This is a genomic window from Streptosporangium sp. NPDC000563, from assembly GCF_040299985.1.
Classification (GTDB): Bacteria; Actinomycetota; Actinomycetes; order Streptosporangiales; family Streptosporangiaceae; genus Streptosporangium.
In genome coordinates, this window is the sequence record NZ_JBEPDA010000001.1 from 1,087,164 (window position 1) to 1,111,788 (window position 24,625).

The 24,625-nt window shown below is 69.7% G+C and carries 27 protein-coding genes; 22 read left to right on the top strand and 5 right to left on the bottom strand.

Annotated features, from left to right (window positions below; genetic code table 11):
- Positions 1–37 precede the first annotated feature (37 nt).
- The gene (locus tag ABT352_RS05145; RefSeq protein WP_350942608.1) at positions 38–922 is read right to left on the bottom strand and encodes an EamA family transporter; all 885 of its coding nucleotides are present in this window, start codon (positions 920–922) and stop codon (positions 38–40) included.
- Positions 923–996: 74 nt separating this feature from the next.
- Here ABT352_RS05145 and ABT352_RS05150 point away from each other — a divergent pair, with 74 nt between their 5' ends.
- Positions 997–1,974: a LysR family transcriptional regulator gene (locus tag ABT352_RS05150; RefSeq protein WP_350942609.1), complete on the top strand. Its 978-nt coding sequence runs from the start codon at positions 997–999 to the stop codon at positions 1,972–1,974.
- A gap of 84 nt (positions 1,975–2,058) precedes the next feature.
- On the opposite strand, the gene ABT352_RS05155 is transcribed toward ABT352_RS05150, so the two are convergent.
- Positions 2,059–2,925, bottom strand: coding sequence for an EamA family transporter (locus tag ABT352_RS05155; protein ID WP_350942610.1), 867 nt, complete (start codon positions 2,923–2,925; stop codon positions 2,059–2,061).
- A 78-nt stretch (positions 2,926–3,003) separates the two neighbouring features.
- Between ABT352_RS05155 and ABT352_RS05160 the strand changes: the two genes are divergently transcribed.
- From ABT352_RS05160 to ccsB, 5 genes are read left to right on the top strand one after another with little or no spacing between them, the layout of a single operon-like run.
- Complete coding sequence (locus tag ABT352_RS05160; RefSeq protein WP_350942611.1) at positions 3,004–3,630, top strand: histidine phosphatase family protein; 627 nt, start codon at positions 3,004–3,006, stop codon at positions 3,628–3,630.
- A 56-nt stretch (positions 3,631–3,686) separates the two neighbouring features.
- On the top strand, positions 3,687–4,256 hold the full coding sequence (locus ABT352_RS05165; protein ID WP_350942612.1) for a TlpA family protein disulfide reductase: 570 nt from the start codon (positions 3,687–3,689) through the stop codon (positions 4,254–4,256).
- A gap of 15 nt (positions 4,257–4,271) precedes the next feature.
- Positions 4,272–5,006, top strand: coding sequence for a cytochrome c biogenesis CcdA family protein (locus tag ABT352_RS05170; RefSeq protein ID WP_350942613.1), 735 nt, complete (start codon positions 4,272–4,274; stop codon positions 5,004–5,006).
- Positions 5,006–6,577 (top strand): cytochrome c biogenesis protein ResB, encoded by a 1,572-nt coding sequence (gene resB, locus ABT352_RS05175; protein WP_502992789.1) that lies wholly within the window; start codon positions 5,006–5,008, stop codon positions 6,575–6,577. The genes ABT352_RS05170 and resB overlap by 1 nt, the downstream gene beginning before the upstream one ends.
- Positions 6,567–7,535, top strand: coding sequence for a c-type cytochrome biogenesis protein CcsB (gene ccsB, locus ABT352_RS05180; protein WP_350942615.1), 969 nt, complete (start codon positions 6,567–6,569; stop codon positions 7,533–7,535). The genes resB and ccsB overlap by 11 nt, the downstream gene beginning before the upstream one ends.
- Before the next feature lie 165 nt (positions 7,536–7,700).
- Here the strand turns inward: ccsB and ABT352_RS05185 are convergent, their stop codons facing one another.
- Positions 7,701–7,997 carry a PLD nuclease N-terminal domain-containing protein gene (locus tag ABT352_RS05185; protein ID WP_350942616.1) on the bottom strand — a complete coding sequence of 99 codons (297 nt, stop codon included), beginning with the start codon at positions 7,995–7,997 and terminating at the stop codon, positions 7,701–7,703.
- A gap of 192 nt (positions 7,998–8,189) precedes the next feature.
- Between ABT352_RS05185 and ABT352_RS05190 the strand changes: the two genes are divergently transcribed.
- Positions 8,190–8,945: a hypothetical protein gene (locus tag ABT352_RS05190; RefSeq protein WP_350942617.1), complete on the top strand. Its 756-nt coding sequence runs from the start codon at positions 8,190–8,192 to the stop codon at positions 8,943–8,945.
- A 10-nt stretch (positions 8,946–8,955) separates the two neighbouring features.
- Positions 8,956–9,195, top strand: a complete 240-nt coding sequence (locus ABT352_RS05195) for a hypothetical protein (protein WP_350942618.1) — start codon at positions 8,956–8,958, stop codon at positions 9,193–9,195.
- 173 nt (positions 9,196–9,368) lie between these two features.
- On the opposite strand, the gene ABT352_RS05200 is transcribed toward ABT352_RS05195, so the two are convergent.
- Complete coding sequence (locus tag ABT352_RS05200; protein WP_012887349.1) at positions 9,369–9,608, bottom strand: BldC family transcriptional regulator; 240 nt, start codon at positions 9,606–9,608, stop codon at positions 9,369–9,371.
- 263 nt (positions 9,609–9,871) lie between these two features.
- Between ABT352_RS05200 and ABT352_RS05205 the strand changes: the two genes are divergently transcribed.
- Positions 9,872–10,069 carry a DUF4229 domain-containing protein gene (locus tag ABT352_RS05205; protein ID WP_350942619.1) on the top strand — a complete coding sequence of 66 codons (198 nt, stop codon included), beginning with the start codon at positions 9,872–9,874 and terminating at the stop codon, positions 10,067–10,069.
- Here the strand turns inward: ABT352_RS05205 and ABT352_RS05210 are convergent.
- Positions 10,053–11,405 carry a hypothetical protein gene (locus ABT352_RS05210; protein ID WP_350942620.1) on the bottom strand — a complete coding sequence of 451 codons (1,353 nt, stop codon included), beginning with the start codon at positions 11,403–11,405 and terminating at the stop codon, positions 10,053–10,055. The genes ABT352_RS05205 and ABT352_RS05210 overlap by 17 nt on opposite strands.
- Positions 11,406–11,483: 78 nt before the next feature.
- Between ABT352_RS05210 and ABT352_RS05215 the strand changes: the two genes are divergently transcribed.
- The 13 genes from ABT352_RS05215 to nuoK all read left to right on the top strand — a co-directional run bounded on the left by ABT352_RS05215 (position 11,484) and on the right by nuoK (position 24,598).
- Positions 11,484–12,209: a demethylmenaquinone methyltransferase gene (locus tag ABT352_RS05215; RefSeq protein WP_350942621.1), complete on the top strand. Its 726-nt coding sequence runs from the start codon at positions 11,484–11,486 to the stop codon at positions 12,207–12,209.
- Between the two features lie 147 nt (positions 12,210–12,356).
- Positions 12,357–13,634 carry a geranylgeranyl reductase family protein gene (locus ABT352_RS05220; protein ID WP_350942622.1) on the top strand — a complete coding sequence of 426 codons (1,278 nt, stop codon included), beginning with the start codon at positions 12,357–12,359 and terminating at the stop codon, positions 13,632–13,634.
- A 121-nt stretch (positions 13,635–13,755) separates the two neighbouring features.
- Positions 13,756–14,115, top strand: a complete 360-nt coding sequence (locus tag ABT352_RS05225) for an NADH-quinone oxidoreductase subunit A (RefSeq protein WP_350942623.1) — start codon at positions 13,756–13,758, stop codon at positions 14,113–14,115.
- Positions 14,116–14,117: 2 nt separating this feature from the next.
- Entirely contained in the window at positions 14,118–14,672 is a 555-nt protein-coding gene (locus ABT352_RS05230) for a NuoB/complex I 20 kDa subunit family protein (protein WP_350942624.1), read from the top strand.
- On the top strand, positions 14,669–15,355 hold the full coding sequence (locus ABT352_RS05235) for an NADH-quinone oxidoreductase subunit C (RefSeq protein WP_350942625.1): 687 nt from the start codon (positions 14,669–14,671) through the stop codon (positions 15,353–15,355). Before ABT352_RS05230 ends, ABT352_RS05235 begins: the two co-directional genes overlap by 4 nt.
- Entirely contained in the window at positions 15,352–16,722 is a 1,371-nt protein-coding gene (locus ABT352_RS05240) for an NADH-quinone oxidoreductase subunit D (RefSeq protein WP_350942626.1), read from the top strand. Before ABT352_RS05235 ends, ABT352_RS05240 begins: the two co-directional genes overlap by 4 nt.
- A 149-nt stretch (positions 16,723–16,871) precedes the next feature.
- Positions 16,872–17,546 carry an NADH-quinone oxidoreductase subunit NuoE gene (nuoE, locus tag ABT352_RS05245; protein WP_386202398.1) on the top strand — a complete coding sequence of 225 codons (675 nt, stop codon included), beginning with the start codon at positions 16,872–16,874 and terminating at the stop codon, positions 17,544–17,546.
- Positions 17,547–17,676: 130 nt separating this feature from the next.
- The gene (gene nuoF, locus ABT352_RS05250) at positions 17,677–18,963 is read left to right on the top strand and encodes an NADH-quinone oxidoreductase subunit NuoF (protein WP_350942628.1); all 1,287 of its coding nucleotides are present in this window, start codon (positions 17,677–17,679) and stop codon (positions 18,961–18,963) included.
- Positions 18,964–19,030: 67 nt separating this feature from the next.
- Positions 19,031–21,628, top strand: coding sequence for an NADH-quinone oxidoreductase subunit G (locus tag ABT352_RS05255; RefSeq protein ID WP_350942629.1), 2,598 nt, complete (start codon positions 19,031–19,033; stop codon positions 21,626–21,628).
- On the top strand, positions 21,628–22,977 hold the full coding sequence (gene nuoH, locus ABT352_RS05260) for an NADH-quinone oxidoreductase subunit NuoH (RefSeq protein ID WP_350942631.1): 1,350 nt from the start codon (positions 21,628–21,630) through the stop codon (positions 22,975–22,977). Before ABT352_RS05255 ends, nuoH begins: the two co-directional genes overlap by 1 nt.
- The gene (gene nuoI, locus ABT352_RS05265) at positions 22,964–23,479 is read left to right on the top strand and encodes an NADH-quinone oxidoreductase subunit NuoI (protein WP_350942633.1); all 516 of its coding nucleotides are present in this window, start codon (positions 22,964–22,966) and stop codon (positions 23,477–23,479) included. The genes nuoH and nuoI overlap by 14 nt, the downstream gene beginning before the upstream one ends.
- Positions 23,472–24,305 carry an NADH-quinone oxidoreductase subunit J gene (locus ABT352_RS05270; RefSeq protein WP_350942635.1) on the top strand — a complete coding sequence of 278 codons (834 nt, stop codon included), beginning with the start codon at positions 23,472–23,474 and terminating at the stop codon, positions 24,303–24,305. The genes nuoI and ABT352_RS05270 overlap by 8 nt, the downstream gene beginning before the upstream one ends.
- On the top strand, positions 24,302–24,598 hold the full coding sequence (gene nuoK / locus ABT352_RS05275; protein WP_350942636.1) for an NADH-quinone oxidoreductase subunit NuoK: 297 nt from the start codon (positions 24,302–24,304) through the stop codon (positions 24,596–24,598). The genes ABT352_RS05270 and nuoK overlap by 4 nt, the downstream gene beginning before the upstream one ends.
- The last annotated feature ends 27 nt before the right edge of the window (positions 24,599–24,625 follow it).

Here is a 24,625-nt window from a genome sequence, read left to right on the forward strand (position 1 = left end):
CATGGGGGGGCACCGTAGCTTTTGGCCCTGTGGGACGTCAGACTCTTTCCGCCTCCGGTGTCGTCTCGGTCAGGGCGGGGGTACTACGGGTGCGGGTGCTGGAGTAGAGGACGCCGGAGATGATCAGGGTGGCGGCGAGGAGTTTGGTGAGGGAGATCGACTCGCCGGTGAACAGGGCGGCGGAGGACATGCCGAAGACCGGGACGAGCAGGGCGGAGGGGGCGACCACCGAGGCGTCGTAGCGCTGGAGCAGGAAGCCCCAGATGCCGAAGCCGCCGAGGGTGGAGATCAGGGAGACGTAGAGGACCGAGAGGCTGCCCTCCACGGAGAACTCCAGGTGGGGGACGCCCTCGACCAGCAGGGACAGGGCCGTCATGGGGATGGCTGCGACCGCGCTGATCCAGACCATGAAGCGGAACGGGTTGGGTGGGGCGGCGTTCCTGACCGCGATGTTGCCCATGCCCCAGAAGAACGCCGCGCCGATGACCAGCAGGAACGCGCCGATGGGGCTGCCGGTGCCCAGGTCGGTGGCGATCAGTGCCAGACCGGCGAACGCGACCGCCATGCCGATGATCCGTCGCCGGGTGAGCCGTTCGCCCAGCAGGGCGACCGCCAGGATCGCGGTGAAGATCGCCTGGACCTGGACGACGAGCGAGGTGAGCCCGGCGGGCATGCCCGCCCGCATGCCGGTCAGCAGCAGGGCGTACTGGCCGATGCCGAGCGTGGCGCCGGCCATGAAGACCTTCCGCCAGGGCACTCCGGGGCCGCCGACGAGCAGTACGGCGGGGAAGGCGGCGAACAGGAAGCGCAGCGCCACGTAGAGCAGCGGGGGGAAGTGGCGGAGTCCGGCCTCCATCACCACGAAGTTGAAGCCCCACAGGGCGGTGAGGGTGATGGCGAGCAGGAGGTGCCGGGTACGCATGCAGCAATCGTCGTTTCGACTGATATTTCAGCACAAGCGAGACCTTCTTGCTTGTGTCGTTTAGAGTTGCTTACATGTTGGATCTCAACCGGCTCAAGGCGCTGCACGCGGTTTCCGTCTACGGTTCGGTGGGGGCCGCGGCCGAGGCGCTCATGGTGACTCCGTCGGCGGTCTCCCAGCAGCTGGCCAAGCTGGAGCGGGAGACGGGGGCGCCCCTGCTGGAGCGTCACGGGCGCGGGGTGCGGCTGACCGACGCGGCCGGGCTGCTCGCCGACCACGCCGAGCGCATCCTCGCGCTGGTCGAGATGGCGGAGGCCGATTTCGAGGCGCTGCGCGGCGAGGTCGTGGGGCGGCTGGGCATCGGCGCCTTCCCCACGGCGGCGAGAGGGCTGATGCCCGCCGCGCTCGCGCTGTTGCGCTCACGCCACCCCGACCTGCGCCTGCAGCTCATGGAACGCGAGCCGGAGCGGCAGATCCGTGAGGTGGCGAGGGGCGAGCTCGACCTCGCGGTGATCCAGGACTGGATGAACCGTCCGATGGCGATCCCCGAGGGGTTGTCCCGGGCCACGCTCTTCGACGACATCGCCGACGTGATCCTGCCCGCGTCCCACCCGCTGGCGGGTCGTGCCGAGATCGAGCTCGCGGAGCTGTCGGGGGAGCAGTGGATCAGCTCCTCGCCCGGTACGGTCTGCCACGACTGGCTGGTCTACACGCTGCGTTCGGCCGAGCTGGAGCCGGACATCACCTGCATGACGGACGAGTATCCGACCCAGATGGCCCTCGTCGCGGCGGAGCAGGGGTGCGCGATCATCCCCCGGCTGGGCCGCGACTTCGTCCCGCAGGGGGTGCGGGTCGTCCCGATCCGGTCGCGTCCGACGCGCAGGATCTACGCGCTCTGGCGCAGTGACGCCGCCCGCCGTCCGGCCATCCGGGCCGCGGTGGAGGCGCTGAAGGCCGTCTCGGTCGAGTTTCGCGGGCCTGTGTCCGAGCCCGTCGAGTCGGCGACGATTCCGGTGGCGGTGGTTCGGGGTGGCCCAGACGGCTCTGGGTGACGTCGGGTTTCGGTTTTCATACGTGGCGCGTCATTTCCGATCCGGTTCGGTGGGTGACCAATGCCAGCTCGTGCGGAACCCGGGTCAGCCGAGGGCGATCGTCACCACGCCGCCGACGATGACGCAGGCCGCGAGCAGCCGCCGGGTCAGGTCGCCCTCGGCGAGCAGCCTGCCGCCGAGCACCACCGCGACGAGCACGCTGACCTCGCGTACCGGGGCCACCGCGCTGATCGGCGAGAACGTGTACGCGGTCAGCGCGAGGAGGTAGGAGAGCGGCATCAGCACCGCCGCGCCCAGCACCCGCGTCTTGTGCTCTCGCCAGACGGGCAGGATCAGGCCCCTGCGGCGGGAGCCGAGCACCGGCGAGGTGAGGACCAGGGCGCGGCCGAGGTCGCCGCCGTAGTTGAGCAGGATCGGCGCGACCGCGAAGGCGCTGACGACCTGCTTGTCCCAGACGGTGTACGCCGCGATGAACACTCCGGTGGCGAGCCCGTACCCGATCCCGCCCAGGTCCTGGCGGCTGGGGCCGTGCGCCGCGCCGAGCAGGAAGACGCCCACCCCGACGAGCAGGATTCCCGCGACGCCGACCGGGCCCGGCCGCTCGCCCAGGAAGAGGACGGCGACCAGGCTGGCCAGCATCGGCCCGGTGCCCCGGGCGATCGGGTAGACCATGGAGAGGTCGCCGTGCCGGTAGCCGCGCTGGAGCAGCATGAAGTAGCCCAGGTGCAGCGTGGTGCTGGCGGCGATCACCGCGAGGTCGGTCCAGGAGGGGCCGGTGCCGCCGAGGAGGAGGTGGCCCACCGCGACCGGGGTCCAGAGGAGGGTGGAGGCGGCGGCGACCATCCAGACGAAGACGACACCGTCGGCGTCGGCCGCCTGCTTGCTCATGAGGTTCCAGCAGGCGTGGGCGACGGCGGAGGAGAGGACGAGGGCGAGCGCGAGGGGGCTCACCCGGGTGACCCTATCCTGCCTCGTTCGACCCACCTGCCAGGCAGGTACCCGGTGCCTCTCGGTAGGCTGGCGGACACCATGGCTGAGACCACCGTCGTTCACCTCCTGCGCCACGGTGAGGTGCACAATCCCGCGAACGTCCTGTACGGCAGGCTTCCCGACTACCACCTCTCCGACAACGGCGTCCAGATGGCCGAGACGGTGGCGAAGGCGGTCGCCGGACGTGACGTCACCGCGCTGTTCTCCTCGCCGCTGGAGCGCGCGCAGGAGACAGCGGCCCCGCTCGCCGCGACCTTCCACCTGGATGTCACGATCGACGAGCGGCTCATCGAGGCCGAGAACATCTTCGAGGGCCTCTCCGTCGGCAGCTTCCGTAATCCGCGCTTCTACCGCTACCTGTGGAACCCGCTGCGCCCCTCGTGGGGGGAGCGTTACATCCACATGGTCAACCGGATGAGGGCCGCGATCGACACCGCCCGTGACGCGGCGCGCGGCCATGAGGCGATCATGGTGAGCCACCAGCTCCCGATCTGGACGATCAGGCTCGCGGCCGAGGGCAGGCGCCTGCCGCACGACCCGCGTCGCAGGCAGTGCGGGCTCGCCAGCCTCACGAGCTTCTCCTTCGAGGGAAACCGTCTGATCAGCGTCGGATACAGCGAGCCCGCGGCGGCGCTCGTCAAACGCCCCACTGTGCCGGGCGCCTGACCTCGCCGGTACAGTGATTGCTCTACCGGTTGTAGTACAGGGAGCCTCCGTCACCCATGCGCGCACAATCCTTCGCCGCCGTCGCGCTGCTGATCGCCGTGGCCGGATGCGCCGGAAACCCGGGATCGCAGCCGCAGAGCGGTGACACCCGTTTCGTGGCCGGTGACGGAAAGATCACCCTGTTCCAGGCCGAGGACCGCAAGGTCGCCCCGCAGGTGGAGGGGGAGACCCTCGACGGGGGCACCGCGAGCCTCGCGGCGCACAAGGGCAAGATCGTGGTGCTCAACTTCTGGGCCTCCTGGTGCGCGCCCTGCCGGGCGGAGGCGCCGGTGCTCAAGGACATCCACGCCAAGAAGAAGGCCGACGGCGTGGAGTTCCTCGGCATCGACTTCAAGGACCGCAAGGCCGACGCCCTGGCTTTCGAACGCAGCCACGAGCCGGGTTACCCGAGCATCTTCGACCAGCCGGGCAAGGTCGCCCTCTCCTTCCAGGGGACGGTGCCGCCCGCGGCCATCCCGTCGACCCTGATCATCGACCGGCAGGGCCGGATCGCCGCCAGGGCGCTCGGCGCGGTGAAGTACAACGACCTTCTCGACGCCGTGACCAAGGTCGGCGATGAGAGATAACCGCTCGGGGTCGTCGTGAGCGCCGACCTCGTGGGCACCGTCGCCGGCGGTTCGCTGGCGCTGGCGCTGCCGATCGCGGTCGCGGCCGGGCTGGTGTCGTTCATGTCGCCGTGTGTGCTGCCGCTGGTTCCCGGCTACCTGTCGTACGTGACCGGTATGAGCGCCGACCCCAGGCGGGGGCGGATGGTGGCGGGCATCGTGCTGTTCGTTCTGGGGTTCGCGGTCGTGTTCGTGGCCGGGGGAGCGCTCTTCGGCGGCCTCGGCGCGGTCCTGTTCACCAACGCGGGGATCATCACGCGGGTGCTCGGCGTCTTCACGATCGTGCTCGGCCTCGCCTTCATGGGGGTGATTCCGGGGCTGCAGCGCGATTTCCGCATCCACCGGGTCCCGGCCGCGGGGCTGGCCGGGGCGCCTCTGCTCGGCCTGGTGTTCGGGCTGGGCTGGACCCCCTGCATCGGCCCCACCCTCGGGGTCGTGCTCACCCTCGGCCTGAACGAGGGCAGCGCCGGTCGGGGGGCGCTGCTCGCCTTCGCGTACGCGCTCGGCCTCGGCCTGCCGTTCGTGGCGGCCGGACTGGCGTACAGCAGGGCGCTGAGGACGTTCAAGGCGGTACGCCGGCACTCGCGGCTGATCACGAGGGCGGGCGGCGTGATGCTGGTTGTCGTCGGCGTGCTGCTCGTCACCGGGTTGTGGGGGGAGCTCGTCGCGATGACGCAGGGCTGGGTCGGCGGATTCGAGCCGGTGATCTGATGGTGTCGATCGACCCGAAGACGGGGGAGCGAACGGTGAGCGAGGCGCGGCGGCCCGCGGGTCTCGGGGTCGTGGGGTGGGCGCGCTGGTTCTGGCGGACGCTCACCTCGATGCGGACCGCGCTGATCCTGCTGTTCCTGTTCGCCCTGGGCTCCATTCCCGGCTCGATCTGGCCGCAGCGCGGGGTCTCCGACGCCATGGTCGTCCAGTACTTCGACGACAGTCCGGAGCTCGCCGAGTGGCTGGACAGGTTCTGGCTGTTCGACGTCTTCAGGGCGCCCTGGTTCGCCGCGATCTACCTTCTGCTGTTCGTGTCCCTGATCGGCTGTGTGCTCCCCCGTACCGCGACCCACCTGCGGGAGCTGCGCAGGAAGCCGCCCGCGGCGCCGCGCAACCTGGGCAGGCTGCCGCAGCACGCCTCCTTCGAGGCGGATCTCACCGTCGAGGAGGCCGCCGCGAGGCTGCGCGCCAGGCGGTTCCGGGTGACCACGGGGCCCGGCTGGGTCGCCGGGGAGAAGGGTTACCTGCGCGAGACCGGCAACCTGCTGTTCCACGTGGCCCTGCTCGGCCTGCTGGTCGCGGTCGGGATGGGGTCGCTGTACGGCTACCGGGGCAACGTGCTGGTCGTGGAGGGCGAGGGGTTCGCCAACACGGTCGCGGCCTACGACCGCTACATGCCGGGCACCCAGGTGAACGCCGAGTCGCTGGAGCCGTTCTCCTTCACCGTCGACGACTTCCAGGCGACCTACATCGCGACGGGTGAGAAGAGGGGACAGGCCCTCGACTACGAGGCCAGGCTCAAGGTCGAGGACGCCCCGGGCGCCGCGCCGCGCGACTACGTGCTGAAGGTGAACGAGCCGCTGGACGTCAACGGCACGCTGAGCTACCTGATCGACCACGGCTACGCGCCGACCTTCAAGATCACCGATGGTGAGGGCGAGGTCGCCTTCGAGGGGCCGGTGCCCTGCCTGGTGGTCCAGCCCGCCACCTTCACCTCCGAGTGCGTGATCAAGGTCCCGGACGCGCGGCCCGAGCAGCTCGGCGTCCTCGTCGGCTTCCTGCCGACGACCGTCCCGATGGGCTCGGAGTGGGTCTCGGTCTTCCCCGGCGCCGCGAACCCCACCGCGCAGGTGTACGGCGCCTTCGCCGGTGACCTGGGGCTGAAGGACGGCCGGCCGCAGTCGGTCTACGAGCTCGACCCGGCGAGCCTGAAGAAGATGAAGCCGCTGTTCATGAAGGCCGACCCGCTGGCGCTCGGTGAGAAGCTCACGCTGCCGAACGGCGCGGGCTCGATCGAGTTCACCGGTGTGCGGGAGTGGATCGCCCTGCAGATCACCCACGATCCGGGCCGGATGCCCGCGCTGGTGGCCTCGATCCTCTGTGTCGCGGGCCTGGTGCTGACGCTCACCGTTCGCCGCCGCAGGATCTGGGTGCGGATCCACGGGGATCGCAAGGTCGAGGCGGGCGGTCTCACACGCACCGAGGGCGGCGATTTCAGCGAGGAGTTCACCGAGATCGTCTCCGTTTTGAACCCAGGAGTTCCCGATTCAGGAGTGAAGGATGTCCGCTGAGGTCGATGCCGGCCTCGCCACGCTGAGCGACCAGCTCATCTTGGCGACGGTGCTGCTCTACGTCTTCGCAATGATCGCTTACGCCCTCGACCTCGCCTTCGGGCGGCAGGCGGGGGCGTCTCGGCAGACGGTGGCCCGCGCGGACCGGCCGGTCCTGGCAGGTGTCGGCGGGGGCGCCCCGGCCGACACCGCCCCCGCCGAGGACGCTCCCGCCGTCAAGGCGCCGCCCGCCTGGGCGGCGTGGGCGGGGCCGGTGGCCGTCGGGCTGAGCTGGCTCGGCTGGGTCGCCAACCTCGCCTCCATCCTCACCCGCGGCCTGGCCGTGGACCGGTGGCCGTGGGGCAACATGTACGAGTTCGTGGTCGCGATGTGCTTCGCGGCGGTGAGCGCGTTCCTGTTCATGCAGCTCCGCTACCCGATCCGCTTCCTGGGCGCGTTCGTCACGGTCGCGAGCGCGCTGGGGCTCGGTTTCGCCGTGCGGTACCTGCACGTGCAGGCCGGTCCCGTGGTGCCCGCGCTGGACACGTACTGGGTCGCGATCCACGTGTCGGCGGCGATCGTCGCGAGCGGGATGTTCATCGTGGCCGGAGTCTGCGGCATCCTCTATCTGGTCAGGAAGGACGCCTCGGTCCGGCTGCCGTCCCGGCAGGACCTGGAGCGGGTCGCGCACCGGGCCATCGTGATCGGCTTCCCGATCTGGACCTTCGCCGTCATCGCCGGGGCGCTCTGGGCCGACAAGGCGTGGGGCCGCTACTGGGGCTGGGACCCCAAGGAGATCTGGGCGTTCATCACCTGGATCGCCTACGCCGCCTACCTGCACGCCAGGGCCACCGCGGGCTGGAAGGGAAAGGCGGCGACGATCGTGCAGCTCATCGCCCTCGCCTGCCTGCTGTTCAACCTGGTCGGGGTGAACATTTTCCTCGGGGGACTGCACTCCTACGCCGAGGTTCCGGGCTGATTCTCGGCACCGAGATTTCCTCGGGCCGAATTCTTTCCGCTGGAATTCCACGGCGAATTGCCGCGCCGAGGTTCCCGCCGATTACCGCGCAGGTTTTCGTGCGGGAATTCGGTTGTCCGTAACTGACCTATCGGTCGCGCGTTAGGGGCCGATTCCGGTGCGTTCTCAGTCGTCGTCACGCAGGCGGCGGTCGAGATCCTTGAGGAAGTCGGGGTCGTCGTCGGGGCCCTTCGGGGCCTCGGGGCGCGACGGCGCGTCCTCGACACGGAGGAAGCGGGGCGGTCTGGGGCCGGTCGGCCGGCCGAGCAACAGCCAGAAGACGCCCCCCGCGATCGGCATCAACACCACGATGAGCACCCAGAGGAGCTTGGGGAGGTTCCTGGATTCCTTGTCCGGCGTGGTGATGACGTCGAACAGGCAGTAAAGCCAGAAGGCGAGTATCGCCAGACCAAGCAGGGGCATGCCCGAACTGTAAGCCATCATGAGACCTGCTGCGGTCCCACACCACGTTACGGATGACTGGCAAGGCTCCCACCCCTTACCGTAGGAGCCGTTGCCACTTCCCCAGGGGGTGTGATGGCACATTCGGGCGACAAGGGCCGCCATCGACGGCGGTGGTGGCAGCGAGGTCCGGCCACGCGTGCGGAGAGTGCCGTGCGGGAGGCTCCGCGTGAGGTTCCCCGCGGGGCGGAGCGCCGGGTCGGGACGGTCACGGCCCCGGTGGCCGACCGCCCGCAGTACACCTGGAGAGACTTCGAGCTCGACGAGAGTCCCCGGGCCCAGCCCAACTCTCCCGACACCCCCGACCTGGGGGACGGCCTGCGCCACTGCGGGCGTCTGGAGCGCATTCTGCACCGCCAGTGGGACTCGCGGTGGGAGGCGCCGCCCCCCGAGGCCGTACGGGCGGTGGAGAGCCTCGCGAGGCTGCCCGACGTGTTGAAGGACAAGCTGGCCGACGGGCTCGACGGCATCTACGTCGGCGCGGGCGGGGTGCCGGAGCTGGACGACATGGGATACCTGCGCGGCGCGCCGCTCCCCTCGGGCCGGGCGACGTGGGACATCTGCGCGGGGGCGTACGGCGATCGCAAGATCGTGGTGGGAGACCGGCCCTCGCCCACCCCCGACGTGATGATGCACGAGGTCGGGCACGCCCTGGACGACGTGGACGCCCCCGGCGGCGGCTGGGTGTCCGACTCCCCGGAGTTCGCCGCCCTCTACGAACAGTGCGTTCCCGCGCTCGCCTCGGCGTTCCATCTCCAGTCGGGAGACCTGGGCCGCAAGGAGTTCTTCGCCGACGCCTTCGCCGCGATCGTCTCCCGGCAGCGCCCCGCGCTGGTCGACATGCTGGGCGGCGACACACGGATGGCGCTCAACGTCATGTTGTTCTTCAACCGGCGCTACGGAATCTAGGTGATCTGGGATGTACGTCGTCAGGCTCGCCGACGGGACCCTGCGGGTGCCGCAGACCCTGGTCGGCGATGACGGGCGTCTGATCGGCAACGCCTACGTGGAGGTCTCTCCGGGAGATCCCGACTACGACCGATGGCTCGCCGAGTCGCTCACCGAGGAGGAGCTGTCCGAGCGGCGGCGCCGATGGCTGGAGGAGAACGACGAGCTGGAGCGGGAGTTCCTGGCGTTCAAGGCCGAGCAGGAGACCTAGAGGCTCGGGGGCCGCGCGGGGCCGGGCGGGTTCGAGTGGAGGAAGGTCGTGGAGCGGGTGGGCCGGTGACGGGGGAGGTCATCGTCCGTGTCGTGGCTCACACGACTCCACGGTGACCCTGCGGCTTCCGGGTAAGGCGCGCAGGATCACCGATGGTGTGACGTCCTAAGTCGTCAGACGCGCGGGGACTCGCCTGCCGGCCGTTCGGCCGTCAAGACGTCCTCTCCGCGCAGAAGGGCGTGCACTTCCGACTCGCGGAAACGCCGGTGCCCTCCGGGGGTACGGATGCTGCTGATGCGGCCTGCCGCGGCCCAGCGTGTAACCGTCTTTGGGTCGACCCGGAAGAGGGCGGCAACCTCTCCGGGCGTCAGCAGACGCTCGCTGCTACTCTCCACAATCTCTCCCCCTCGCATCCCGCTTCCTGCCAGCGGGCGGACAGGTAACCAGTGTGCCGAGCGAAGCCTGATTTATCCGTGCTTTCCAACAAAGATCACGGGTTGTTATCTACTGCCTGCCCGATTGTTATATGATAGAGCCTTTTTGGGACTCTCGTGGGTGTTTCTTTACGAAACAGATCTCTTGGGAAGACTAGCAGCGCTCGCAGTCGATGCGAAGAGTTACCCGTAGGGCCACCGCGATCGCGACCGGTTGGGCGAAGTGACGTAGCCTCGACGCTGTGCATCCCGTCATCGTTTACACCGCGTCCAGGATCGGCCTGCTGGCCGTGAGCCTGGGAGTGCTCTATATCCTCGGCCTGCGCCAGCCCCTGGTTCTCCTGATCGCCGCATTCCTGGTCAGCGGTGTGGCCAGTTACGTCCTGCTCTCGAAGCAGAGGGACGCGGTGAGCGAGCGAATCACTAAGAACCGGGAGTGATCGGCAACGGGAACATGCCGACCCGGGCATGGTACTCGTGACCAAGGCGGGTTGTGTCACTACCAACCAGTAATCCGCCGGGATGCGCGAGGAATGCCTTGACCCCGATTCCGCGGTCCCGGGTGGGGTTCCATGTCAGGGCCCTGCCGGTGCGCGGATGGATCGCGCCGATTCCCGGCCGCGCCACCGCCCCCGGGCCCGCGGAGTCGCGTCCGTCCGGATTGTTCAGCCAGCGCTGGTGCCCGCCGACGTAGACGGCCGCCCCCGTCGCCGCCACCGAGTACAGCGAGTCGCCCCCGGTGTGGTTCACCCAGGTCGGCTTCACCGCGCCGCGCGCGCCGGTCTCGAAGCGGGCGGCGGTGTCGCACATCCTGTCCGGACCTCCGGGCCCGCCGGTCGTGACGACGACGAGATAGCTCCCGTCGGGGGCGAGGTCCACCCCCCGCAGATAGCCGGGGAAGTCGGCCATGCACCGGCCCCGGTAGGCGTCGGTCCGCCACGGCGCGACCGTGGCCGGGGAGGGGGCGAGGCCGGGCGACGAACCGTCGGGTGCGGCGGCGTTCGGCGAGACGAGGCCGGGCGGGGCGACCGAGATGAGGCCGAGCTGGGCGCGCGGCAGGCCGCCCAGGGTGGTGAAGTCGCCGGCGACCGCGAGCCTGCCGTGGCCGAGGGCCATCGCGTGGATCCTCGTCCTGCCGCCCCTGGGCGCGCCGGGCTCGATCGTGAAGGACGGGTCGGCCGCGCCGGTGACGGCGTCGAGCCTCGCCAGTGCCGTACGGGCGACGGAGCCGACGTGGGTGAAGTCGCCGCCCGCGTAGAGGTGGCGTCCGAGCCTGGCCAGGCCGGTGACCGCGCCGCCGCGCACCTGGGCGCCGAAGTGGGAGACCGGCGAGCCGTCGGAGAGCCGGAGCAGGACCAGGCCCCGCGTCTGGGCGCCGCCGGTCCTCGTGAACCGCCCGCCCGCGTAGACGGTGCCGCGGACCCCCGCCGCCAGCGCCAGAACCGGCCGGTCCAGGCGCGGCGCGAAGCCGGGCAGCACCCGGCCGGTGGCCAGGTCGTACGCGAAGAGGTTGGCGCGCGGCAGCACCGTCGCGCTCCCGGCCTCGCGGACCTCGCCGAACGAGCCGCCGACCACCACCGTGCCGTCCACCAGCGCGATGGCGTTCACGATCCCGTCGAGCACGTGGGGAGTGGTGTCCACCGGATCGGCCGAGACGACCCCGCCGTGCTTCGTGGTGCCGGCGACGGCCACCCCGGCCGGGAGCACGGAGAGCACGGAGAGCGCGGAGAGCAGGGTGAGGGCCGCGACCAGCACGTAAGTGGCTCTGGCAAACATTCGACAATTTTTAGCATGCCGACGGTAATGGAATGACTACTTTCCGTGGATTGTCGGGGCGGCCCTAGGGTGGGAGGCATGACGCGCGCTTCTCTGGACAAGCAGCCGCACGAGGTCGCCGCGATGTTCGATCGCACGGCCAGGCGGTACGACCTTGTCAACGACGTTATCTCCCTGGGGCAGGTCCGGCTGTGGCGCAAGGCCGCCGCGGCGGCCGTCGACGCGGGCCCCGGTGAGCTGGTCCTCGACCTCGGCGCGGGCACCGGCACGTCCACCGACGCGTTCACCACGCTGGGCGCCCGCGCCATCGCCTCCGACTTCTCGCTCGGCATGCTGAGCACCGGGGTGCGGCGCAGGGGCGGCTCCGGCATCCACGGAGGGGGCGTGCGGGGGGTCAGCTTCGTCGCGGGCGACGCGCTGCGGCTCCCCTTCGCCGACGAGGTCTTCGACGCGGTGACGATCTCCACGGCGCTGCGCAACGTGCACGACACCGGCCAGGCGCTGCGCGAGATGTACCGGGTGGCGAGGCCGGGCGCGCGGCTGGTGATCCTGGAATTTTCACACCCGACGCCGAAATCCTTCGATCTCGTGTACTCGCAGTACCTGATGAAGCTGATGCCGCGCGCCGCGAAGCTCTTCGGCTCCAACGACGACTCCTACGAGTATCTGGCGGAGTCGATCAGGGCCTGGCCGGACCAGGCGGGGCTGGCGAAGATCATTCAGGGGGCGGGCTGGGAGCGCGTGGCCTGGCGTAACCTGACGATGGGGATCGTGGCCCTTCACCGTGCGTACAAGCCCTCCTGACTTTCTCGGGCGATGGCGACACCCGCCTGACACTTTGCCCTCCGAAGGCGTTAGACTTCGGCGCGACAAGTTTGTGAAGACCTTCACAAAGGAACGAAAGGCCCCTTACCCCGAGGCCCCCACAGCGTGTAGGACAGGACAGGTCCCGTGACCGTGCCAGCCGCCACACAGCGGAAAGTCGCTGAGGCTGACGCCGACGTCATCGTCGTCGGCGCCGGGCCCGCCGGTTCGACAACCGCTTTCCATCTCGCGCAGGCCGGACTCGACGTCCTGCTGCTCGAGAAGACCACCTTCCCCCGTGAGAAAGTCTGCGGCGACGGGCTGACCCCCCGGGCGGTGAAACGGCTCATCGCGATGGGGATCGACATCGACGCCCCCGGCTGGGTCCGCAACAAGGGCCTGCGCGTGGTCGGCGGCGGGATGCGCTTCGAGCTCGACTGGCCCGAGCTGTCGAGTTTCCCCGACTTCGGGCTGGTCCGCACCCGCCAGGACTTCGACGAGATCCTCGCCGCCAACGCGGTCAAGGCGGGCGCCCGCCTGCTGCAGGGGGTGAACGTCACCGCCCCGATCCTCGACGAGCGCAGCGGGCACGTCGTCGGCGTCGTCGCGAAGCGGGACGGCGAGGAGGTCGTCTACCGCTCGCGGCTGGTGGTCGCCGCCGACGGCAACTCCACCCGCGTCTCCCTCGCGATGGGGCTGCACAAGCGCGAGGACCGCCCGATGGGCGTCGCGGTGCGGACATACTTCGAGAGCCCCCGCCACGACGACGACTACCTGGAGACCTGGCTGGAGCTGTGGGACGGCGACACCCTGCTGCCCGGCTACGGCTGGATCTTCGGCGTCGGCGACGGCACCTCCAACGTGGGCCTCGGACTGCTGAACACCAGCGAGTCCTTCAAGGGCATGGACTACCGCGACCTGCTCAAGCGCTGGGTGAAGGGGATGCCCCCCGAGTGGGGCTACGTCGAGGAGAACATGACGACCCCCATCAGGGGCGCCGCGCTGCCGATGGCCTTCAACCGCCAGCCGCACTACACCCGGGGCCTGGTGCTGGTGGGCGACGCGGGCGGGATGATCAACCCGTTCAACGGCGAGGGCATCGCGTACGCGATGGAGAGCGGCCACATCGCCGCCGAGACGATCGTCCAGGCGCTCGGCAGGGTCACCCCCGCGCAGCGGGAGCGCGTGCTGCGCGCTTACCCCCAGAGGCTGAAAGACGCATACGGTGGTTACTTCACCCTCGGCAGGGGGTTCGTGGAGCTGATCGGGCATCGCGGGGTGATGAACTTCGCCACGCGTCACGCGTTGCCACACCCCCACCTGATGCGGTTCGCGCTCAAGCTCCTTGCTAATCTCACCGACCGGCGAGGTGACGCGTCCGACCGCATCATCAACGCCCTGTCGAAGGTGGCGCCACCGGCATGAGGTCGACGAATGCCGAGCACCTGGAGCCGTGGGCGATGATCGCTTTGCCTAGACTTTCGAGATACACCACAACGCAGAGCTACGCGCCGGCGCGCGTGGAGATGGGAGAGGAGGCGTAGCGATGGAGTTGTACGCACCCATCCTGGTGCTCGCCGTGCTCGCGGCGGGATTTGCGGTCTTCTCGGTGACGATCGCCCCCTTCACCGGTCCCAGGCGCTGGAACCGCGCGAAGCTCGACGCCTACGAATGCGGCATCGAGCCGACGCCCCAGCCGGTGGGCGGAGGACGCTTCCCGCTGAAGTACATGGTCACCGCGATGTTGTTCATCGTGTTCGACATCGAGATCATCTTCCTCTATCCGTGGGCGGTCGCGTTCGACAAGCTCGGGATCTTCGGGTTGGTCGAGATGCTGCTGTTCATCGTCACCGTGCTCGTGGCCTACGCGTACGTGTGGCGCCGCAAGGGTCTGGACTGGGACTAGATATGGGTCTTGAAGAGAAACTTCCGAGCGGGTTCATGCTCAGCACGGTCGAGCAGGTGGCCGGCTGGGCGCGCAAGAACTCCGTCTGGCCGGCGACGTTCGGCCTCGCGTGCTGCGCCATCGAGCTGATGTCCACCGGCGGTCCCAAGCACGACCTGGCGCGTTTCGGCATGGAGCGCGCCTCGGCGTCTCCGCGCCAGGCCGACCTGATGATCGTCGCGGGGCGGCTCTCGCAGAAGATGGCCCCGGTGCTGCGCCAGATCTACGACCAGATGGCCGAGCCCAAGTGGGTCATCGCGATGGGTGTCTGCGCCTCCAGCGGCGGCATGTTCAACAACTACGCGATCGTGCAGGGCGTCGACCACGTCGTCCCCGTCGACATCTACCTGCCCGGCTGCCCGCCGCGCCCCGAGATGCTCATCGACGCGATCGTCAAGCTGCACGACAAGATCCAGAACATGAAGTTCGGCGCGCACCGCGCCAAGCAGATCGACGAGCTCGAACTGCAGGCCCTGCGGACGCTGCCGCTGATCGACCAGGGGAGCGCCAAGAAATGACGAGCGAGCCCACCGAGAACCTCCCCGAGGTGCCGAAGGAGCCGATCGCCCACCTGGGCATGTTCGGCGCCTCGGGCACCGGTGACACCTCGGGCTACGGCCGCCTCGTCGTGCGGCGCAAGCCCGAACTGTCCAGCCCCCGCCCGTACGGCGGTTACTTCGACACCGTCGCCGACGAGCTGGAGCGCGCCCTCGGCGGCGACCTCGGCGACGCCGTCGAGCGCGTGGTCGTCGACCGCGGCGAGCTGACCTTCCACGTCAGGCGTGAGCGCCTGCTCGACGTGATGAGGATCCTGCGCGACGACGCCGCCCTGCGCTTCGAGCTCTCGCTCGGCGTCTCCGGCGTGCACTACCCCCACCTGGAGGGCCAGGAGCTGCACGCGGTGATCCACCTGTGCTCGATCACCCACAACCGCCGCCTGCGCGTCGAGGTCTCCTGCCCCGACGACGACCGGCACATCCCCTCCACGGTCTCCGTCTACCCGACGCACGACTGGCACGAGCGCGAGACCTGGGACTTCTTCGGCATCGTCTTCGACGGGCACCCGGCGCTGACCCGGATCATGATGCCCGACGACTGGGACGGTCACCCCCAGCGCAAGGACTACCCGCTCGGCGGAATCCCGGTCGAGTACCGCGGCGCCGAGATCCCCGCGCCGGACCAGAGGAGGTCCTACACATGAGCGTCCCTCACCAGGAGACGAAGGAGACGGTCGGGAACGGCCCGTACGACGCGTACGACGAGGCCACCGAAGGCAAGGTCTACACCGTCTCGGGCAACGACTGGAGCGAGCTGGTCGAGAGCCTCTCCGGCCAGCAGGACCAGCAGCTCGTCATCAACATGGGCCCCCAGCACCCGTCCACGCACGGCGTGCTCCGCCTGGTGCTGAACCTGGACGGCGAGACGGTCACCGAGGCCCGCACGGTCATCGGCTACCTGCACACCGGCATCGAGAAGAACCTCGAATACCGGACGTGGACCCAGGGCACCACGTTCGTCACCCGGATGGACTACCTGGCGCCGATCTTCAACGAGACCGCCTACTGCATGGGCGTCGAGCGGCTGCTCGGCATCACCGACCGGGTCCCCGAGCGGGCCCAGGCGATCCGCGTGATGATGATGGAGCTCACCCGGATCTCCTCGCACATGGTGGCGATCGGCACCTTCGGCATGGAGCTGGGCGCGACCACGCCGTTCCTGTTCGGGTCGCGCGAGCGCGAGATGGTGCTCGACGTGATGGAGTACATCACCGGCCTGCGGATGAACATGGCCTACGTCAGGCCGGGCGGCGTCTCCGTCGACCTGCCCGCGGGCGCCGTCGACAAGGTCGGCGAGCTGCTCAAGGTCATGCCGGGGCGCATCAGGGACATGCGCAAGATGCTGGACGCGAACCCGGTCTACCTGGCCCGCACCAAGGACGTCGCCTACCTCGACCTCACCGGCTGCATGGCGCTGGGCGTCACCGGCCCGATGCTGCGGGCCGCGGGACTGCCGTGGGACCTGCGCAAGTCGCAGCCCTACTGCGGCTACGAGACCTACGAGTTCGACGTCCCGACCGAGAAGACCGCCGACGTCTACGGCCGCTACCTGGTACGGGTCGCCGAGATGGAGGAGTCGCTCAAGATCATCGAGCAGGCTCTCGACCGCCTCTCCGGGCCGCTCAAGAACGGCCGGGTGATGGTCGACGACAAGAAGATCGGCTGGCCCGCGCAGCTCGCGCTCGGGCCCGACGGCCTGGGCAACTCGCCCGACCACATCGCGCACATCATGAGCGGCTCCATGGAGGCGCTGATCCACCACTTCAAGCTGGTGACCGAGGGCTTCCGGGTCCCGGCGGGGCAGGCGTACGCCGCCGTCGAGTCGCCCCGGGGCGAGCTCGGCGCCCACGTGGTCAGCGACGGCGGTACCCGCCCCTACCGCGTACACTTCCGCGACCCGTCCTTCACGAACCTGCAGGCCATGCCCGTGACGTGCGAGGGCGGCATGGTCGCCGACGTCATCTCGGCGGTGGCCTCGATCGACCCGGTGATGGGAGGTGTCGACCGATGAGTTCCAGCAAGGGTACGGACGGCCGGCCGGCGCACGAGAAGGTCGACGCGAGCACGGGCACCGGCCTGACGGGCGAGAGCGCCCTCGGGACGACCACCGCCCTGGGCGGCGAGCCCTCGAACGAGGCCGCCCGCGCGGGCGGCGAGGAGGTGAGCGCGACCGTGTCCAAGGGGTACGCGCCGGAAGTGCGGGAGCGCCTGGAGCGCGACGCCAAGGAGATCATCGGCCGCTACCCGAAGCCGCGGTCGGCCCTGCTGCCCCTGCTGCACCTGGTGCAGTCCGAGGACGGCTACGTCTCCGACGACGGCCACGAGTTCTGCGCCGAGATCCTCGGCCTGAGCAAGGCCGAGGTCGTCGGAGTCTCCACCTTCTACACGATGTACAAGCGCAGGCCGATGGGCCAGTACCACGTGGGCGTGTGCATCAACACGCTCTGCGCGGTGATGGGCGGCGACCAGATCTGGGACGAGCTGTCCGAGCACACCGGCATCGGCCACGACGAGACGACCCCCGACGGCAAGGTCTCGCTGGAGCGGCTGGAGTGCAACGCCGCCTGCGACTTCGCCCCGGTGATGATGGTCAACTGGGAGTTCTTCGACAACCAGACCCCGGCGTCGGCCAAGCAGCTCGTCGACGACCTCAGGGACGGCAAGGAACTCTCCCCGACCCGGGGTCCGAAGAAGCTCTGCACGTTCAAGGAGGCCTCCCGGGTGCTCGCGGGCCTGCCCGACGGCCTGGCCGGCGACGGCCCTTCGGCGAAGGGCGCCTCCCTGGAGGGCCTGAAGATCGCGAAGGCGAACGGATGGAAGGCTCCGGAGGCGTGAGCGTGACACGCAGCGGAGCCACCACGAGCGGACGCGCCGGTCAGACCGGCGCGTGCGGGCGTAACGAGCGTGCCGACAGGCACGGCGCGGCCTCGTCACGGAGCGACGGGCTGTCAGGCGAGGAGACGAAGTGACCACTCTCACCCCGGTTCTCACCGCGAACTGGGACCAGCCCAACTCCTTCACCCTGGAGGGCTACGGCGACTACTCGGCGGCCAAGAAGGCGCTGGGCATGGACCCCGACGCCGTCATCCAGGCCGTCAAGGACTCCGGACTGCGCGGCCGAGGCGGCGCGGGCTTCCCCACCGGCATGAAGTGGGGCTTCATCCCCCAGGGGGACGGCAAGCCGCACTATCTGGTGGTGAACGCCGACGAGTCCGAGCCGGGCACGTGCAAGGACATCCCGCTGATGATGGCGAACCCGCACGCGCTCGTCGAGGGCGTCATCATCACCGCGTACGCGATCCGGGCCAACCACGCCTTCATCTACGTGCGCGGCGAGGTGCTGCACGTGGTGCGCCGCCTGCAGGCGGCCGTGGCCGAGGCGTACGCCAAGGGCCACCTCGGCACCGACCTGTTCGGCTCCGGCTTCGACCTGGAGCTGGTCGTGCACAGCGGCGCCGGCGCCTACATCTGCGGCGAGGAGACGGCGCTGCTCGACTCGCTGGAGGGCTATCGCGGCCAACCTCGGCTCAAGCCCCCCTTCCCCGCCGTGGCGGGCCTGTACGCCTCGCCGACCGTCGTCAACAACGTCGAGTCGGTCGCGAGTGTTCCCTCCATCATCGCCAACGGCGCCGACTGGTTCGCCGGGATGGGCACGGAGAAGTCCAAGGGCTTCGGCATCTTCTCGCTGAGCGGCCACGTGACCAGGCCCGGCCAGTACGAGGCCCCGCTCGGCATCACGCTGCGCGAGCTGCTGGAGATGTCCGGCGGCATCCGCGAGGGACACCGGCTCAAGTTCTGGACCCCCGGCGGGTCGAGCACCCCGATCTTCACCGACGAGCACCTCGACGTCCCGCTGGACTTCGAGTCCGTCGGGGCGAAGGGCTCGATGCTCGGCACCCGGGCCCTGCAGATCTTCGACGAGACCACCTGCGTGGTGCGCGCGGTGCTCCGCTGGACGGAGTTCTACGCGCACGAGTCGTGCGGCAAGTGCACCCCCTGCCGGGAGGGCACCTTCTGGCTCAAGCAGGTGCTCAAGCGGCTGGAGAAGGGTCAGGGCACCGAAGAGGACCTGACCACGATCACCGACATCGCCGACAACATCCTGGGACGCTCCTTCTGCGCCCTGGGCGACGGTGCCACCAGCCCCATCCACTCGTCGGTGAAGCACTTCCGCGACGAATACCTCAAGCACTTCGAGATCGGCGGCTGCCCGTTCGATCACGCCCCGTCCACGGTGTGGGGTGCCCAGTGAGCGCGCGGATCCAGGCAACCGGCAAGCACAGCACCGTCTCGGTCACCAGGCCGACGGAGGAGACGCCATGACCGTCGAAACCACCCCGGAGCAGCAGGCGCCGGTGAACCTGGTCACCGTCACCATCGACGGCTTCCAGGTGAGCGTCCCGAAGGGCACGCTCATCATCCGGGCCGCCGAACTGCTCGGCATCCAGATCCCCCGGTTCTGCGACCACCCGCTGCTCGAACCGGCCGCCAACTGCCGCCAGTGCCTGGTGGACATCCCCGACGCCGGCAACGGCCGCGGCTTCCCCAAGCCGCAGCCCTCCTGCGCGATCGAGGTCGCCGAGGGCATGGTCGTGCAGACCCAGCTCACCTCCCCGGTCGCCGAGAAGGCGCAGCGCGGCGTGATGGAGCTGCTGCTCCTGAACCATCCGCTCGACTGCCCGGTCTGCGACAAGGGCGGCGAGTGCCCGCTGCAGAACCAGGCGATGTCCAACGGCCAGGGCGAGAGCCGCTTCGTCGAGAAGAAGCGGATCTTCGAGAAGCCGGTCGCGCTCTCCTCCGAGGTGCTGCTCGACCGCGAGCGCTGCGTCCAGTGCGCGCGCTGCATCCGCTTCTCCGACGAGATCGCCGGCGACCCGCTCATCGACTTCTTCGAGCGCGGCGCCAAGGAGCAGGTCGCCACCGCCGACGGCCGCCCGTTCGAGTCCTACTTCTCCGGCAACACCGTGCAGATCTGCCCGGTGGGCGCGCTGACCGGTGCCGCGTACCGCTTCCAGGCCCGCCCGTTCGACCTGGTCTCCACGCCCAGCGCCTGCGAGCACTGCGCGAGCGGCTGCTCGCTGCGCACCGACCACCGGCGCGGCAAGGTCACCCGCCGCCTCGCCGGGGACGACCCCGAGGTGAACGAGGAGTGGAACTGCGACAAGGGTCGCTGGGCCTTCACCTACGCCACCCAGCCCGACCGGCTGAAGACCCCCCTCGTCCGTGACGAGGAGGGACGCCTGGTCCCCGCCTCCTGGCCCGAGGCGTTCGCCGCGGCCGCCAAGGGCCTGTCCGCGGCACGCGGACGCGCGGGCGTGCTGGTCGGCGGTCGCCTCACCGTCGAGGAGGCGTATGGGTACGCGAAGTTCGCCCGGATCGCCCTCGGCACGAACGACGTCGACTTCCGCGCCAGGCCGCACTCCGAGGAGGAGGCGCGCTTCCTGGCGCACGCCGTCGCCGGCCGGGGCATCGAGGTCCGCTACGCCGACCTGGAGAAGGCGCCCGCGGTGCTCCTGGCCGGGTTCGAACCCGACGAGGAGTCGCCGATCGTCTTCCTGCGCCTGCGCAAGGCGGCACGGAAGAAGGGCCTGAAGGTCTTCTCGGTCGCCCCGTTCGCCGGTCCCGGCCTCGCGAAGATGGGCGGCACCCTCATCCCGGCGGTGCCGGGCACCGAGACCGCAGTGCTGGACGACCTGGCCGCGGTGGACGCGATCGCCGCCGAGGCGATCAGGCAGCCGGGCGCGATCATCCTCGCCGGTGAGCGGCTCGCCACCGTGCCGGGCGCGCTCTCGGCGCTGCTGCGGCTCGCCGACTCCACCGGCGCCCGGCTGGCCTGGATCCCGCGCCGCGCCGGTGAGCGCGGGGCGATCGAGGCCGGTGCGCTGCCGAACCTGCTGCCGATCGGCCGCCCGGTCGGCGACGAGACCGCCCGCGCCGAGGTGGCGAGGGCCTGGAACGTCGCCTCCCTGCCCGAGGGGGAGGGCCGCGACACCACCGCCATGCTGGCGGCGGCGCTCGACGGCCAGATCGACGCCCTCGTCGTCGCCGGTGTCGACCCCTACGACCTGCCGGCGCCGCAGGCCGCACTGCTCGCCCTGGAGAACACCCCGTTCATCGTGAGCCTGGAGCAGCGCGCCAGCGCGGTCACCGACCGCGCCGACGTGGTGCTCCCCGTCGCCGTGGTGGCCGAGAAGTCGGGCACCTTCGTCGACTGGGAGGGACGCGGGCGCACCTTCGCCGAGGCGATCCCGGTTCCGGGGATCATGAGCGACCTGCGGGTCGTCTCCGCCATCGCCGACGCGATGGACGTGCACCTCGGCCTGCCCGACCCGGCCGCCGCCCGCCGCGAGCTCGGCGCGATCGGCGCGTGGCGCGGCCCCAGGGCCGCGGCTCCCGACGCCACCGGCCGGACCGCGGCCAGGCCGGCCGCGGGAGAGGCCGTCCTGGCGAGCTGGCATCTGCTGCTCGACGACGGTCGCCTGCAGGCCGGAGAGCCGTACCTGGCGGGCACCGCCCGTCCGGCGTACGCGCTGGTGTCGGAGTCGACCGCGGCCGAGTCCGGCCTGGTCGACGGCGGCGAGATCGTCGTCACCGGCGAGCGCGGCTCGCTGAGCCTGCCCTTCCGGATCGCGGACCTGCCCGACCGGGTGGTGTGGCTGCCCGCCAACTCCGCGGGCCGCTCGGTCACCCGGGACCTGCGCGCCGTCGCCGGTGACGTCGTCAGGATCGGCGCCTCCTCGCCAGGCGTCGTGCCTGAAGTCGTGCCTGCAGGAGACGCCGCCGTCGCGCCCGCCGCGGCGAGCCCGGTCACGCCGGGCTCGGCGAGCACCGTCGCGGGCACCGGACCCGACGAGCGTGCCACCGGCACCACGGCCGGCGAGGCACGTGCCGCCGGCGAAGCCAACGAGGAGCGGTAATGAATGCCCGGACTCTTCTAGCGGCCGATCCGACCCTCGCCGACTTCGGCAAGGACCCGCTCTGGATCAGCATCATCAAGGCCGTCGTCATCTTCATCGTCCTGATGCTGGGCGTGTTGTTCGGCGTGTGGTTCGAGCGCAAGCTCATCTCCCGCATGCAGAACCGGTACGGCCCCAACCGGGCGGGCAAGTTCGGGTTGCTCCAGTCGGTGGCCGACGGTCTCAAGATGGGGCTGAAGGAAGACCTGATGCCCAGGACCGTCGACAAGGTGATCTACTTCATCGCCCCGGTCGTCCTGGCGGTCCCGGCCTTCATGGCCTTCTCCGTCATCCCGATGGGCCCGATGGTCTCGATGTTCGGGGTGCAGACGCCGCTGCAGCTCACCGACCTGCCGGTCGCGGTGCTGCTGGTGCTCGCGATGGCCTCGATCGGCGTGTACGGCATCGTGCTGGCGGGCTGGGGCTCGCGCTCCCCCTACTCGATGCTCGGCGGACTGCGGGCCAGCGCCCAGGTGGTCTCGTACGAGATCGCGATGGGCCTGTCGTTCGTGGGTGTCTTCCTGTTCGCCGGGACCCTCTCCACCTCGGAGATCGTCGCGAAGCAGGCGTCGGGCGGGGTGTTCCCGCTCTTCGGCCTGGAGATCCCGATGCCCTCCTGGTACATGGTCCTGCTGATCCCGTCCTTCCTGATCTACATCATCACGATGCTGGGCGAGACGAACCGGGTCCCCTTCGACCTGCCCGAGGGTGAGGGCGAGCTGGTCGGCGGCTTCCAGACCGAATACTCCAACTCGTTGAAGTTCGCGGTCATCATGCTCGCCGAGTACGTCAACGTCTTCGTGGTCTCCGCGGTCTCCATCACCCTGTTCATGGGCGGCTGGCGGGCCCCGTGGCCGATCTCGATGTGGGACGGGGCCAACACCGGCTGGTGGCCGCTGCTGTGGTTCTTCCTCAAGATGGTGCTGGTCTTCTCCTTCTTCGTCTGGTGCCGGGCCTCGCTGCCGCGCGTCAGGTACGACCAGCTGATGGCCCTCGGCTGGAAGATCCTCATCCCGGTCAACCTGGCCTGGATCATGCTCGTCGCCACGGTGCGGGCCCTGCAGCTGGAGGGCATCGACCGCTCGCTCGTGCTCATCCTGGCCGCGGTCGTGATGATCGCCTGCCTCGGGATCTGGTGGCGCTTCGACAGCGTGCTGCAGAAGCGCAAGGAGGCCAAGGCCGCCCAGGTCGAGGCCGAGTTCGAGCAACTCCAAGCCGAGCCGTCCGCGGGTGGCTTCCCGGTGCCGCCGCTCGACCTGCCGCACTACCACGGTGTAGCGCGCAAGGAGGTTCCCAGTGGGAGCAACTGATTGGCTGAACCCCATCAAGGGGTTCGGCGTGACCTTCCACACGATGTTCAAGAAGGTCGAGACGGTCAACTATCCCGAGGAGCAGCGGCCCACGGCGCCGCGCTTCCACGGCCGGCACCAGCTCAACCGCTGGCCCGACGGCCTGGAGAAGTGCGTCGGCTGCGAGCTGTGCGCCTGGGCCTGCCCGGCCGACGCGATCTTCGTCGAGGGCGCGGACAACACCGACGAGGAGCGGTTCTCGCCGGGTGAGCGCTACGGGCGCACCTACCAGATCAACTATCTGCGGTGCATCCTGTGCGGCCTGTGCATCGAGGCGTGCCCGACACGGGCGCTCACGATGACCAACGAGTACGACCTCGCCGACACCAGCCGTGAGAGCCTGATCTACACCAAGGAGATGCTGCTCGCGCCGCTCGGTCCCGGCATGGAGATCCCGCCGCACCCCATGCGTCTCGGCGAGAACGAAGAGGACTACTACCGGCTGGGACGCAACAATGGGTGAGACCATCACGTTCTGGGTTCTCGCGGTCGTCTCGGTGGGGGCCGCCCTCGGGCTCGTCTTCAGCCGCAGGGCGGTCTACTCGGCGCTGATGCTGGGCGTCGTCATGCTGTCGCTCGCCGTGCTGTACGCCGTCCAGGAGGCACCCTTCCTCGCCGCGGTGCAGATCATCGTCTACACCGGCGCGGTCATGATGCTCTTCCTGTTCGTCCTGATGCTCGTCGGCGTCGACTCCGCCGACTCGCTGGTCGAGACGATCAGGGGACAGCGCCTGTGGGCGTCCGTCGCGGGCCTGAGCTTCGCGGTGCTGCTCGCCCTGGGCGTCGGCAACGCCGTCTACGCTCCGCCCGTCGGCCTCGACGCGGCCGTGCAGGCGGCGGGCGGCAACGTGCCCGGTCTGGCGGAGCTCATCTTCACCAGATACGTCTTCGCCTTCGAGGTCACCTCGGCGCTGCTGATCACCGCCGCGCTCGGCGCGATGGTGCTGGCGCACCGCGAGCGCATCCGGCCCAAGGCCACCCAGCGTGACCTGGCCCGCGCCCGCTTCGCCGGCCCGCAGCCCTCGCCGCTGCCGGGGCCGGGCACCTACGCGCTGCACAACGCGATCGACATGCCGGCCCTGCTGCCCGACGGCACGGTCTCGGAGAAGTCCGTCAACCGGGTGCTCGCCCGGCAGGTCGCGGAGGGCTTCGAGCCGACCGACCCGGAGAAGGCGGCGCTCATCAAGCAGGTCCTGGAGAAGGAGGCGGCGCAGGGCCGTGACTCCGACTCGGGCGACGAGCCCGTCCATGTGAGGGACGCGGCACTCCAGCAGGAGGACGGCAAGTGACGACTCACTATCTGGTGCTCTCCGCGCTGCTGTTCGCGATCGGCGCCGTCGGTGTGCTGGTGCGGCGCAACGCGATCGTGGTGTTCATGTGCGTGGAGCTCATGCTCAACGCCTGCAACCTCGCGTTCGTCACCTTCGCCAGACAGCATGGCAACCTGGACGGCCAGATCATCGCGTTCTTCGTGATGGTGGTGGCCGCGGCCGAGGTCGTCGTCGGCCTCGCCATCATCGTGATGATCTTCCGAACCCGCAGGTCCGCGTCGGTGGACGACGCCAACCTGCTGAAGTACTAAGAGGTGGCCGTGGAACCCGCTGAGATC